9 protein-coding genes are annotated in these 13881 nt (G+C 42.0%); 3 read left to right on the top strand and 6 right to left on the bottom strand.

The annotated features are described in order from the left end of the window. Window positions 1-589 precede the first annotated feature (589 nt). From PQ469_RS25250 to pxpB, 5 genes are read right to left on the bottom strand one after another with little or no spacing between them, the layout of a single operon-like run. Window positions 590-3154, bottom strand: coding sequence for a M1 family metallopeptidase (locus PQ469_RS25250; protein WP_274210153.1), 2565 nt, complete (start codon window positions 3152-3154; stop codon window positions 590-592). A gap of 12 nt (window positions 3155-3166) precedes the next feature. Next, window positions 3167-4348 carry an NRAMP family divalent metal transporter gene (locus PQ469_RS25245; RefSeq protein ID WP_274210152.1) on the bottom strand — a complete coding sequence of 394 codons (1182 nt, stop codon included), beginning with the start codon at window positions 4346-4348 and terminating at the stop codon, window positions 3167-3169. Continuing rightward, entirely contained in the window at window positions 4349-5110 is a 762-nt protein-coding gene (locus PQ469_RS25240; RefSeq protein WP_274210151.1) for a LamB/YcsF family protein, read from the bottom strand. It abuts the gene before it with no gap. Window positions 5111-5116: 6 nt separating this feature from the next. Beyond that, window positions 5117-6109, bottom strand: coding sequence for a 5-oxoprolinase subunit C family protein (locus PQ469_RS25235; RefSeq protein WP_274210150.1), 993 nt, complete (start codon window positions 6107-6109; stop codon window positions 5117-5119). Further along, complete coding sequence (gene pxpB / locus PQ469_RS25230; RefSeq protein ID WP_274210149.1) at window positions 6100-6831, bottom strand: 5-oxoprolinase subunit PxpB; 732 nt, start codon at window positions 6829-6831, stop codon at window positions 6100-6102. Before pxpB ends, PQ469_RS25235 begins: the two co-directional genes overlap by 10 nt. Before the next feature lie 990 nt (window positions 6832-7821). Here pxpB and PQ469_RS25225 point away from each other — a divergent pair. Further along, window positions 7822-8400, top strand: a complete 579-nt coding sequence (locus tag PQ469_RS25225) for a sigma-70 family RNA polymerase sigma factor (protein WP_274210148.1) — start codon at window positions 7822-7824, stop codon at window positions 8398-8400. Window positions 8401-9152: 752 nt separating this feature from the next. Here the strand turns inward: PQ469_RS25225 and PQ469_RS31450 are convergent. Next, a complete protein-coding gene (locus PQ469_RS31450; RefSeq protein WP_490356163.1) occupies window positions 9153-9239 on the bottom strand; it encodes an FISUMP domain-containing protein in 87 nt (28 codons plus the stop codon). A gap of 137 nt (window positions 9240-9376) precedes the next feature. Between PQ469_RS31450 and PQ469_RS25220 the strand changes: the two genes are divergently transcribed. Both PQ469_RS25220 and PQ469_RS25215 read left to right on the top strand, forming a co-directional pair. Further along, complete coding sequence (locus PQ469_RS25220; protein ID WP_274210147.1) at window positions 9377-10348, top strand: FecR family protein; 972 nt, start codon at window positions 9377-9379, stop codon at window positions 10346-10348. 173 nt (window positions 10349-10521) lie between these two features. Next, window positions 10522-13881: a SusC/RagA family TonB-linked outer membrane protein gene (locus PQ469_RS25215; RefSeq protein ID WP_274210146.1), complete on the top strand. Its 3360-nt coding sequence runs from the start codon at window positions 10522-10524 to the stop codon at window positions 13879-13881.

The following is a 13881-nucleotide window of genomic DNA, read 5'->3' as shown; positions in this document are numbered from 1 at the left end:
ACCGCCAAAAAAATACTATTATATTCAAAAGTGTCGCGAGAAATAGAAAAAATCATTTTTTCAACCGCTGAGATAGGGACAAAATCGCCCTAAAATAGACAATCTTCCTTTAGCAGTAATTCTAACGCAATCGGACTTTACGGAACGATGGAGGCACTTTCATTAAAAACTGATAAGTATTCCCCGTCAAGAATTCAAAAGTTGTATATAATCATCATCAGGACTCATCGGATGTAAACTAAAGGGTTTATTTCTCTGGAAGATTACATCAGCGATCTTTCAGAATATTTGAGCGTTCTGAATGTTGATGGGAATGAATTTAACGGTTCTATTATCCAAGGTCTATTAGCAAGATGTTTATTGTTAAATTTTACGGCCCTAACATTCTGCGCTCAAACGTCATAGCTTGAGCGGACCATCATGAGAATAGGCACCCTTCCGTATAATGCGAAGGCCCCCTATAACTATTGTATAGGAAGGAGTTTCGCTATATCGTGGCACGAGTTACACGATCAATAAACGGGCATTTGACGGACAGATAAATATATTCTTTTCGATGTCGAACTCAATGGTTTTTACACCAATAAAATCAATTTTTGAGCAGTTTCTGCGCCCTGTACAAATTATCAGTAGCCTGCAATATTTTGTCCTTTAGCTTACTGTTATAATTTGGCCGCTGTTTTAAAAAAGAGGCCACAGTTTGGTAAGCTGCTTCGGATTGATATCTGCCAAATACTGCCCCCAGCCACGATTGGGGGAAGAAAACATCGCCTGTGCGTTGTATTTCCTCTACCAGTTCCAAGCTTTTTGGCAGGTATTTTATCGATGTATCTTGCCTTAGCGGATGGTTTAAGTAAGTCAACGCAGTGGCAACCCAGGCTTCTTTAGCGCGATTTTTACGATCGGCAAGGCCGTTAAAAAAAGCATCGCGTTCCTGGACATTTAACGATAACGCGGGCATTAAAAAACTCAAACGGGCTTTGCGTTCGGCATTGCTGATCCTGTCTTGTTGTTGCTTAAGTACAGATGTTGGCGTATCACTTTTCAAAGCTATCGAAAGGGCCATGCCCGTATAATCGTCTTCGGCAAGTTTAATGCCGGCTGGTGGTTTTTGTGTCAGCCATACCTGGTATATCCTTTTTTTTGCTTCGGCACTCAAATCAATGTTTTGGTAAGCGCCAAATAATATTTTTTTGTTATTAGCGGCGGTCTGCTGCTCCATCGATGCCCATAGGGAATGTTCCAATCCGGCGCTTAGTGCGAGGCGGTCTGAGGGTCGCAAAAATGTCCAGTATATATTGCCGATATAACCTGTAAGCAGGCGCAGGTTCATTTCATTGTTCTCATCAGCGATACCTTGCTGATATAGCTTCAATAATTCTGCCGGTATAAAAGCCCGGCCGGACAGCATGTTCTCGTAGGCATTGATATACGCCGATGCCCTTTGCAGCGGACTTTTTAAAGAGGACAGACTACCTGTCAAAGTTTTATCGACCGGGAACAAGCCGTATCCCATGCCATCCGAATTAAATAGTATGAATAACGGTTTGGCCAACCCCGCAGCAGCTTTTATTATGATTTGCCGTGCGTTCATATTCACCGCTATGGTTTTGCTATGATCGGCATAAACCATTGTGATACTAAAAACCTGCGGCCATATCCGTTGCGTTCCTACCTCGGGGTGCTGGTTGATGATCAGATTACCGATCTTATTGCCATCATAGCTTATTTTATATTCAAACACTGGCCTGCCTGGCTGATTTACCCAAACTTTGTTCCAGGTATATAGATCGTTGGTGGTGTATTTACTTAGAATTGCGATCAGGTCGGGCCAGGTCGCATTGCCGTAAGCATATCTTTTTAAATATACTCTTATGCCTTTTTGGAAGTTATCCTTACGCATCAGGCTTTCCAGTTGGCGCATCATAATAGGTGCTTTATGATAAATGATATTGCCGTAAAGTGAGCCGGCATCCTGCAAATTATCCAATTGCTGACGAATAGGGTTAGCACCCATAGTGCGGTCAATACCATAAGCAGCCGGGTAGTGGTCCAACAAAAACTTAAGGTTGAAGGTTTCGCTGCCCATTAGTTTTTCAGTCACCTTATCGGCCATAAAATTGGCGAACACTTCTTTCATCCAGACGTCGTTAAACCACTGCATGGTTACCATATCTCCAAACCACATATGGGCAGTTTCGTGCGAGATGACGCTTGACCGTTCTATCAATTCATCTTTAGTAGAACCTTCATCCAAAAACAATGTCGACGCTTTGTATTGAACTTCGCCTGGATGCTCCATACCCCCAAATTGAAAATCGGGAATGGCTACAAAACCTACTTTTTGAAACGGGAAAGGGATGCCTGTCCAGTTCTCCAAAAAATTGATCGCATCTAAATGGGCCTTAAAAATTGAATCAACGCTCAGTTTAATTTTGGTGGAATCTGTTTCACGATACAGGAATTCGGCGCTGCGCTTACCTATTGTCTGTTTTACATCCGTATACTTACCTGCGGTGAAAGAGAACAGGTAAGTGGGAAGTTTAGCTGTCGTGTTAAACTCATAATTGGTAAATTCTCCAGTTTCTGTCGTTTTTTTTATAGTCCCGTTAGCTAATACCTTCCACTCTTTTGGCACCTGTAGTCCCAAATGGAAAGTTGCCTTTAAATCGGGCTGATCAAAGCAGGGGAAAACAGTACGTGCCCGGTCCGGCACAAACAAAGCGTACAAGTAATCATTGTTACGATTTAATGATTCATTCCCGGCAATAATATCAATAGTTATACTGTTGCGTCCCAGGCTTAAATATTGAGGAGCAATAATGATATGCTCATTCCTGATCTCAAAATCAATTGACTTTCCGCCATCTAATATTATCCTTTTAACATGGTCTGCACCTTGCTTGAAATCTATTTGCAATGGTTGGCTGATATCTTTCAGATCAAATATGATATGAGATATACCTGTAATATCATCAGTGCGTTGTAAAGGCACTTTAAATTCTTCGATATACTCAATATTACTAATTGTCGAATGCCTGTACTGTGCCAGTTGATACGATACACCCGGCTCAACAGGTACAGGCTTGGCGTTTTGCTGACAAAAGGCAGCATTCGAAGTTAATAACAGTAATATTAGTTTAGATAGTTTCATTCCAGATTCAAATTAATGTCCTAACATTTGGGCGATAGCGCCAATGCTCATCCAAGTCATGGTGCCCACCACAATAATACCTAATATGGTTAACCAAAGCGGTTGTTTATATCCTCCAACAATCTTTAATCGATAGGCTGCTATCAGCATTACACCTAACGCTATGGGTAATATAAAGCCATTGATGGCCCCGACAGCCAGTAATATATTCACGGGTTTTCCTATGGCCAAAAATATACAACATGAAACAACGATAAAGGCTATAATGATCTCCCTGTTTCTTTTCAATATCATCGGATGAAAACTTTTGATAAATGATACCGAGGTGTAAGCCGAGCCCACTACTGACGAGATACCGGCCGCCCAAATGATAACTCCAAAGAGTTTATACCCCGGCTGGCCTGCCGCCAACTTAAACACCGATGATGCCGGGTTGGCCGGGTCTAGTTTGCCGCCGGCTGTTATAACGCCCAGCGCTGCAATAAATAGCAATAATCGCATGACTGATGCCAGGCCAATAGCGCTTATGGCACCGCGGTTAACCACAGGCAAGTTTTCCTGCCCGCTTATCCCGGCATCCAGCAAACGGTGTGCGCCGGCAAAGGTAATGTAACCGCCTACCGTACCGCCTACAATGGTTAACACCGCAGTAAAACTGAACTGCGTTGGGTTTACCGCACGGATGGCCGCCTCGCCCAGGGGCGGGCTGCTGACATAGGCTACATAAAGCGCCAAACCTATTTTAAGGCAGCCCATGCACTTAGCAAATAAATCCATCGCCTTACCCGATTCTTTATAAATAAATATGCCGATGGCCACAATGGCACTCATGATTGCCCCTTGCCCAACGCTTACACCAAACAACACATTCAAACCTAAACCGGCACCGGCAATATTTCCAATATTAAAGGCCATACCTCCCAGAAATACCAGGAACGAAATAAAATACCCTAACCCTGGGAATACCTGGTTGGCGATATCCTGCGCAGGTTTATCGGCTATGGCAATAATGCGCCAAATATTTAACTGCGCAATTGCATCCAGCAGCACTGAAAGCAAAATTACGAAACCAAAGCTGGCACCCAATTGGGCTGTAAACACCGCCGTTTGGGTAAGAAACCCGGGTCCAATAGCCGATGATGCCATCAGGAAGGCCGCACCGATTAATACGCTCCAGTTATTTTGTTTCTTCATTTATTGTGCCGGGGCTTTTAAGGTAATACCTTCGCTTTTTAGCTTCTGGCTTATCAATTGAGCGAACGCTACGGCATACGTACCATCTCCATGAAGGCAAAGTGTTTCGGCCTTTAAGGGGATAGTCATTTCATTGACCGAGATTACCTGCTGGTTTTTCACCATCATCAGTACCTGGGCTATTGATTGCTGCTCATCAGTGATCAGCGCGTTGGCCTGGTTACGAGGGGTAAGCGAACCATCATCCTGGTAAGTACGGTCTGCAAAAACTTCTGAAGCGGTGGTAATGCCCACTTGTTTGGCCGCACGGACCATTTCGCTGCCAGCAAGCGCATATATAATTAATGTTGGGTCAAAATCATGCACGGCCTGTACAATGGCGCGCGCTAGCGCGACATCCGTTGCGGCCATATTATACAAGGCGCCGTGTGCCTTCACATGATGCAACTTGCCTTCGGATGCTTTAACAAAACCCGACAGCGCGCCTATCTGGTAAAGTACCATCTGGTAGGCCTCGTTGGATGTGATTTTCATATCCCGACGGCCAAATCCCTGCAGATCGGGCAGACCAGGGTGTGCGCCAATAGCTACCTTCTTCTTAACCGCCACAGCAACGGTATGCTGCATTACCTCAGGATCCCCGGCATGAAAACCGCAGGCAATATTTGCCGATGTGATGTAGTCCATCAAGGTATCGTCGTTTGGCATGGGGTAATTGCCAAACGCTTCACCCATATCGCAATTCAAGTCGATGTTTTGCATGGTATTTTATAAAAATTTAGTTTGCACTGCTGTTGTTAAAAGTTGTAATTGCTGCTCTCGTTCAATGTACAGGATTTCTGCTTCGTGCCGGCTTATCTCTTTAAAATAAATGACGTCCCCGGGTTTTAGCTGGGCACATAAGGGCATATCTACGGAAGCAACCTGCCCTATGCGTGGGTAGCCTCCGGTAGTCTGGCAATCGGACATTAATATGATCATACCACCGTTGCCTGTGACCTGTATAGTGCCGGGCGTTACAGCGTTACTCAGCAGTTCATCGTTTTTTATACGCGTTATGCCAGGCCCTTTTAAATGATAACCCATACGGTTGCTTCGCTGGTCGATGATATACGGTGCCGATAAAAAATCCGCAACCGACCTCCCATCAAACCAAGAAAACTCACGAGCAGGCACTACCCTGATATTTTTTCTGTCGGAAGGCAAAAGCAATTGACGCGGTATATTCCATTCGGGGTAATTAATCCGATCTCCTCTGAGCTTACTAAATATTTTTTGTGTGATGTCGGAATAGCGGGTTTCTGCATTCAGCACATCACCTGCCTTTAGCGCGCGGCCATCCATCCCGCCAAAACCAACAGTTAAAAACGTGCTTTTGCTGCCCAATACATCGGGGACATCCCAACCGCCGGCAATTGCCAAATATGTTCGGCTGCCCGACGGGTTATTAATTAATTTAACAGTAGTTCCCGATGGAATAAATACGGGCCGCTCCTGCGGGATTTTTTGGGTACCTGCAATTAATTTCGCGCCGTCACCGGCGCAAGCAATTAATAAGTCGGCCTCGGCTGAAATAACAGCGTCGGCATAAGTAAATTCAATTACAGCGGCGTTATCATTATTTCCTATCACTTTGTTGGCGATGCGTGCCGACAGGGTATCCATAGCACCGGAGATAGGTACTGCTTGAGACAGATATGCATATCTCCCCATATCCTGTATGGTGCTGAGCAAGCCGGGTTTAAGTAATCTTATATGCATGGGCCGGCTATTTCTTTAAATTCATCGATACCTATAGGCTTAAAGATCACACGATCGCCGGCGTTTAATAATGCAGGCTTCACTCTGTGGATATCAAATAATTTCAGGGGGCTTTGCCCGATAATCTGCCAGCCGCCGGGCGTTTCTATCGGGTAAACGCCTGTTTGCAGTCCTGCAATACCAACCGCCCCGGCTGGTATTGCTTTGCGGGGGGCTGCCTTTCGCGGTGTGGCCAATTGAGCATCCATGCCACCCAAATAGGGGAAACCCGGTGTAAACCCGATCATATAAACTTTATAAGTGCCTGAGGCATGCAGGTGTATTACTTCATCGGTTGTTAATTTATTATGATTTGCCACCTCCTCAAGATCAGGACCAAAAATTCCGCCGTAGCAAACGGGGATAATGACTACTTCGCCACTCTCGGTGGTAATGGTATTTGATGGTTCATTTAAATTGTTGATATATATAGATACCTTATCAAAACAATCCCGGCCCACCATAGCTGATTTAAAGACTATTACAGGATCAAAAAAAACAGTCAAAGTCGTGTATGCAGGTACAATAGTTTTCAAACCAGGAAAAGGGTTCTTGTTGATCAGGTATATGAAAGCATTTAACTTATTAAATGCCACTTCCCCGATCTCCTGGCTGAGTTCAACCGTTACGGAATATTCACTGACCGAATAAATTTTATAGGAAGTGTTATCATTAACTTTCATAAGAGACAAGGTAATTAACCATTTATATAAAGTGGCGCACAACTCGAAGCCGCAGTGGGATATCGATATTTCTGTTGTACGCCACGGCGTTTACCGATTTAAGCTATAAAGATCTAAAACGACAATTTACGAATCAACCCCAAGGCTTATTATCAAAAAATATAGAGAGATGCTGGGGATTTACCGTAAAATATTCAGATTACGATAACTAATTCCACTGAAGATTATATTTTTTACAAATCAATCCTTAATTTTATTTGACTTTTACCTGATATACGCACCAACGGCGGATATCTCAGATGTAACATAACATGAAACACCGTTTCTGTTTCCGAAAATAGATAAAAAACAACCATTAAGGCGCCCTTCGCCGTAATTCGATCGGCAATTAAATGTTGAAAATGAAAAAAGAACTAAAAATTAGTATAAAAAAGTAGATTAACTGAAAATTTTATTAATAAAACTGTTAACATCTATAAAATTTATGCTTTTATCGCCTGATTATTGATAGTAATAATAAAATAACGGACATTTAATTATTATATAATAAGAAAAGCTATAGAATACAATACAAACAGCTAAGTTTAAATATAGAGCTAGGTAAATTATCCGTTAGCATGTGCAAAATAAGCTGTCAATAGATACGAGGGCGCTCAAAAGAGGTTTTATTCTTAGTGAAGACAGGATTTTATAAGATGTTCACCCTTTTTTGATTCAATAATATGGCCAAATCTCCATCTATATGGCTCAAAATTGTTGAAATTATAGAATGTTCTATTGTAATCTAAAACGGACTCTGCTCAATCGCTAAACGAACCGCTTGAAAAACTGGAAAGTGAACAGATATTAATGTATGAACAATAGTTTGATCGTGTGGTAAAGAACAACTTTTACACGTAGCTCGGTGAAGAATAAATCATTGACAACTTAGTTGGCTATTTAGAAGTAACAATCATTAAATGAAAAATTAATATATTGCATTATCAGACTATGACGGTAAAAAATTACAGTGACCCGCAACTTGTCGCATCTCTTCAAAAAGGTGAAGAAGCAGCTATGACTGAAATTTATGACCGTTACTGGAAAAAACTGTTGGGCATCGCATATAATCATACTCATGATAAATCCTCTGCCCAGGAAATCGTTCAGGAAGTGCTTATTAAGCTGTGGGACAGGCGTGACGATATCCAGATCAATTCCTTACCAAATTATTTGGCCATGTCTGTGAAATACATGGTAATCAACCATACCATGCGCGAGCGTAGAAGGAGCGAAATTGCCTATAATGTAATCGGAAAGCATGACCATAATTATGAGCATGAGCAAATATACGCCCAATTTCTCAAAAAATATATTGGTGGTGTGGTAGAAGTGTTACCAGAAAAATGCAAATTAGTTTTCAAAGCTAGCCGGGAAAGCGGTAAAAATATTCGGGAGATTGCTCAGGATCTCAATATAGCAGAGAAAACCGTCGAGGCCCATCTAACTAAAGCCCTGAAATCTATAAAGTATTCGCTTAAAAGCGCAGGAATTATGACTTTGTGCTATTTTTCTTTCTATATCTTTTAGTACTTTTCGAAGTTTAAAATACAATTCATAAATAAGACAGCTTGTGAGTTGTCAGTCACTGACAAAAATGGCTCACGGGGGTTTTTGCTGGGTTATTGTATCAGTATACGCACTGGATTAGGCCAGGTTGACGGGATTTAAAGAAAGCAGACTAAGCGGAGATTGCTTTTGTCATCATCTATCAGAACAGAGAACCCACTATCATACCATACTTCATTCAAGTGGTCACCCATATCTGTATTGATCAAGACTGGTATTTCCTGACCGATGTTTTTTCACCCCGAGCACACAAGCCTTCAATCATTCTGTGTTTGACAAAACGAGCGCGCCTTTAATAAACCTTTACTTAACACAGCAAAGACGCTGGGTATAGTTTTGGGCGAGATCACAACTGGTCATATACATTATTCACAGCATATCATACATTCTTTTAATCATTAGATAATGACAAAGCATTTGCACCCTTATGATCAGCTAATCTTTCAGGCACCGCACGGAAAAGCCATGATACCTTCCGCCATGATTCCAACCCAAAGCTTCGTTGTCAAATCGCAAATACCGCGCCCAGGCGTCCTTGTCGTCATACGCTGTGCTACTCCAAAATAATGAAGTACTATTGCTTGAAGGAATAAAGCCGCTTTTGCCGCGAAAACTGCTGTATAAAGCCGTAAATGCACTTGAATTTGTTCCACCTGCGTTTGGACTTGACCAAGATTCCGTACCTGTTGATTCATTTTTCCACCCGCTACAGATTAGCCACCAAGAAATTCTGCCAATATTGACCATTCTTTATCCGTTGGTACGTGCCAGCCTTTAGGGAGAAGTTTACCGGTGTTTATGGTATGCTAATTATACAAAGCACCTGTAGTATGATGAGTCGTGAATAATGACAAGTTTTTGGAATAATTAATAATTTTTTGGTTTCAACTAAGGGTAATAAGGAGACTTATGTAACTGTATATATAAACCTAAATTAATGGAAGAGAAACACTTGGAGTCATTGATGAATAAATTTCTTTTAGGCACCGCTAATGAATTCGAGAAAAAACAATTGAATGATTGGTATGAAGAAATGAATTCCCGGGATGTAACGTGGCAGGAGGATGCACCGAACGAGGCAAAAATGATCGAGGAGATGATGCGCAATAACTTAATTAAACATATGCGTAATAGTAATAAGCCAAAAACAATAAAAAGGGTAAGTACTCGATCCTGGTGGGCGGCGGCCGCCGTATTGACCGGGCTATCTATCGGCGCCTATCTTTACGAAAGCAATCTTCTATTTAGTACACCAATTGAGATATCAGCGGTGGCATCCCGTCAAAATACCGAGAATAAATATATTTTGCTACCGGATAGCAGTACAGTGCTGTTACATCCGGGAAGTCGCTTGCATTACAGCTTTAACAGGAATATTCGTGAAGTTACGCTGGTTGGTGAAGCTTATTTTGATATTAAACATAAAAAGCAACCATTTGTGATCCATACCGGGAAAGTTATCACTACCGTGTTGGGTACTGCTTTTAATATTAAAGCATATGCAGGTCGGAGCGTAATTGTATCAGTTACCCGTGGCAAGGTCAGTGTGATGGACGCAAGCAAAAAACAGCTTGTTATTTTGACTCCTAATCAGGAAGTGCAATATTCCACAGACACAAAATCGCTGACCCGGCAGAACACCCCTGCGGCAAAAGCCATCAGCTGGGTCAAAGCAGATATGCAGTTTAATGAAATAGCGTTCGGCGAATTGGCATCCAAACTGGAGCGACGCTATGGGATTCAGATAAAATTCAATAATCCCGACTTGCAAAATTGCCCGATCACTGGACATTTCAAAGGAACCGAGTCGATCGATGAAGTATTTAAGATCATTAGTGCTACGCTGTCTTCAACTTATGTGATTGATGGAAATTCCGTCACGATCGACGGCAAATCGTGTAAACAATAAATTTAAAATTTATACTTAAAACCTCAATTTAATATGGCAGACATTTACAAAGCATTATAGTTGATATAGATTGTGGCATACTGGATGTGTGTCACAAAAAAACTCCTCTGCATTGGACCGCGGTGAGGAGTTCTGATTAAAAATTATTGTTCATTTTTTAAACACTACAAATAATGCAAAAAAAACTTGCTTTTGCAAAAGGGAAGACTTACGTCCCTTTAATTAAATTCTTACGACTTAACGGCCCCTTTATCATGAAAGTTAGTATCTGTTATTCGGCTGTATTCATGCTTAGTCTTTCGCTGTTTGCTTCGACCAAGACGATAGGTCAAAGTATTAACAAGACAGCAATCTCTTTTCCGATCCGGCACGTTTCCTTGAAAACGGCGCTGCAAAAACTACAAGAACAAAGCGGTTACAATGTTTTTTACTCCACGCCAAAAGTAAATGATTACCAAAATATCACAATTGACGGAACATCACGAACGGTAGCTGAAACACTTGATAGGCTATTAAAAAATACAGACCTGGAGTATCAACAAGAGGGTAACAGCATTATTATTAAAGAAAAAATTCCCGCGAATGTAACATCTGCTATGCAGGCAAAAAGGATAAGCGGCATTGTCGTGGACGAAAAGGGACAATCATTACCCGGAGTTACTGTCCAATTGAGACTGGATAAACATACCAGGACCGCAACTGATGAGAACGGTGTGTTTCAGATAGATGTATCAAATGACAATGATATTTTGATTTTTAGTTTTGTTGGCTATGTTACTCAGGAAATTCCATTACCTCTTTCCTCGCACCTGAAAGTAACCATGAAGCCTAATGTAGGTAGTCTGAATGAAGTACAGATTATTGGATATGGCACGACAACAAAACGCTTAAATACAGGTTCAGTAAGTTCTATAACATCAGAGGACCTCTCCAGAGAAACCGTCGACAATCCGTTGCAGGCACTTTCCGGTAGAATAGCAGGTTTACAGATCGTTCAGAATAATGGAAATCCTGGGGCGAACCAGTCAATAAGGCTGCGTGGCGTTAATAACTTAACGGGCTCATTTGGACAGTCCAGTTCAGCGCCGTTAATTATTATCGACGGGGTACCGTCAGTGAACCTGAGCGGTTTTCAACCTCTTAACGATAACCTGAACCCTAATATCATCGGTGCAAACGGGGGGTTAACCCTTTTTGCAGGGCTCAATCCGCAGGATATTGAGCGCGTAGATGTCCTAAAGGATGCAGACGCAACGGCGATTTACGGCTCCCGCGGAGCAAATGGTGTTATTTTGCTCACTACCAAAAAAGGTAAGGCAGGCACTTCACAACTGAATGTGAACTTTTATAATGGTATAGAGAAGGTAGGCCATTTTGTACCTTTGCTAAATACACAAGAATACCTTCAGTTAAGAAAAGAGGCTTTTGCGAACGACGGTGTTACCCCGAGGGCGAGCAATGCCCCCGATCTGTTAACCTGGGATCCAAATGCTTACACGAACTTTCAAAAACTTTTGATTGGCGGAACATCTCATACAACTGATGCACAACTGAATTATACAGGTGGCAATGACCGCATTCAATTCTTTACGAGTGGAAACTACCACCATGAGGGCTCTGTTTACATGGGAAATTATGGAGACACACGTTTGATTGGTCGAATGACGCTTACCACGAATTCTTCAAACAAGCGTTTTAAGACCAATTTCAGTGTTAGCTATACAGATGAACAAACCAACCTTCCTTCGGCCGATGTATCAAACGCTTTAAGTCTTCCACCGAATTTCCCCCTATACAATCCGGACGGTACCCTATATTGGTTTGGAACAACATTTACAAACCCAATGGCAACGCTCTTGAAGCAGTATGGCAGTTCCACACAATTCTTTATCGCTAACGGCAATCTTGATTATAATTTCTTCAAAGGATTTAATTTTAAGCTAAATGCTGGTTATACGCGAAATGTATTGAACCAGACTTCTACCAACCCACTTTTGTCCCAAAACCCGATAACAGCTACAAGTAATTCAGCACAGTTCGCAACCTCTGTTGCAACCAACTATATCGTTGAGCCACAACTGAATTATAATTTACATAATGGAAAGAATAATTTATTGGCGTTGGTCGGCAGCACTTTTCAGCAGAGTGATAACTCATTCTCTAATATTTTTGCTTCCGGTTATGCATTTCCGGGGTTGCTAACCAGTATCAGCGGTGCAGGCACCTATACCGCTACCAGTGATGAGAACCTTTATAAATACGCTGCAGCATTTGGGAAAGTAAATTATAATTATGATAACAAATATCTGGTCGATATAACTTTCAGACGTGATGCTTCTTCACGATTTGGACCTAACCACCAATTTGCAAACTTCGGCGCCATCGGCGGCGGATGGATATTCACCGACGAACCGTTCGTAAAGAACAATCTTAAATTTTTAAGTTTTGGTAAACTGAGGGCCAGCTATGGTACTACAGGTAATGATCAGTTGCTGAATTATCAGTACCTGGCATTGTTTAGAAACGCCACAGCTTATCAGGGAAGCTCGGCCTTAACACTCAATGGCGTAGCCAACCCGAACGTTGAATGGGAATCGACTAAGAAACTTGGGTTTGGACTGGAATTGGGATTTTTTAAAGACCGGTTACTGTTCACCGCAGATGCTTATGTACACCGGTCATCGAACCTGCTTACCGCAACTAATCTTCCAAACCAGACCGGTTTTAACTCGTACTATGCAAACCTTGACGCGATTGTGCAAAACAAGGGTTTCGAGTTTACGATCACTTCAACAAACGTAGATACCAAAGACTTTAAATGGACCTCTAACTTCAACATTTCTTTCCAGACCACAAAGATGCTGAGTTTTAATTCAATTTCAACCGCATTTTATGGTAGTACCTTCTTAGTAGGTTACCCAGTTCCTCCAGCTTATTATTATTCATACGGTGGTGTCAATCCGAATACGGGTGCGGTGATTATCAATGATCGGGATGGTAATGGAACAATTAATACCGTAGACAGGTATCCTGCTGGTATCAGAAACCCTTATTATGGAGGCCTCACCAACACCTTAAATTATAAGCAATTCAGCCTCAATTTCTTTTTACAATTCAATCATGACTATGGGACTATCAACCAGGTGTTCGGCACCAGACCCGGTAGCTTGAGCAACCAGAATGTATCAGTATTGAACAGATGGCAAAAACCCGGCGACGTGAACACGTTATTCCCCGGAGCATCTGCTGTCTCCGGTGGTACAGGTGTTATCTATCCAAGTTATGCCACTTTTGGTCAGTCTGACTTTTATTACGGGGATGCATCATGGTTGAAATTGCGATCAGCAAGCTTTTCATACATGCTTCCGGCAGCCTTTACCAGGAAGATTAAGGTTTCTAATGCGCGTGTATATTTACAGGGACAGAACTTGCTGACATGGGCAAAAAACAAGTATGTCCTTGATCCTGAATCACGTAATGCCTTACCTCCGTTGAGAACTATTGTTGCCGGACTAAATTTCACTATTAATTAA

Origin of the sequence: Mucilaginibacter sp. KACC 22773, assembly GCF_028736215.1 — a bacterium.
Lineage (GTDB): Bacteria > Bacteroidota > Bacteroidia > Sphingobacteriales > Sphingobacteriaceae > Mucilaginibacter.
This window is presented reverse-complemented; position numbering and strand designations above follow the sequence as displayed.

Bases quoted from the DNA above. Each gene is read 5' to 3' on its own strand.
- pxpB (WP_274210149.1), bottom strand. From the start codon at position 6,831: ATGAAAGTTAATGATAACACTTCCTATAAAATTTATTCGGTCAGTGAA.
- PQ469_RS25215 (WP_274210146.1), top strand. From the start codon at position 10,522: ATGCAAAAAAAACTTGCTTTTGCAAAAGGGAAGACTTACGTCCCTTTA.
- PQ469_RS25220 (WP_274210147.1), top strand. From the start codon at position 9,377: ATGGAAGAGAAACACTTGGAGTCATTGATGAATAAATTTCTTTTAGGC.
- PQ469_RS25225 (WP_274210148.1), top strand. From the start codon at position 7,822: ATGACGGTAAAAAATTACAGTGACCCGCAACTTGTCGCATCTCTTCAA.
- PQ469_RS25245 (WP_274210152.1), bottom strand. From the start codon at position 4,348: ATGAAGAAACAAAATAACTGGAGCGTATTAATCGGTGCGGCCTTCCTG.
- PQ469_RS25240 (WP_274210151.1), bottom strand. From the start codon at position 5,110: ATGCAAAACATCGACTTGAATTGCGATATGGGTGAAGCGTTTGGCAAT.
- PQ469_RS25235 (WP_274210150.1), bottom strand. From the start codon at position 6,109: ATGCATATAAGATTACTTAAACCCGGCTTGCTCAGCACCATACAGGAT.
- PQ469_RS25250 (WP_274210153.1), bottom strand. From the start codon at position 3,154: ATGAAACTATCTAAACTAATATTACTGTTATTAACTTCGAATGCTGCC.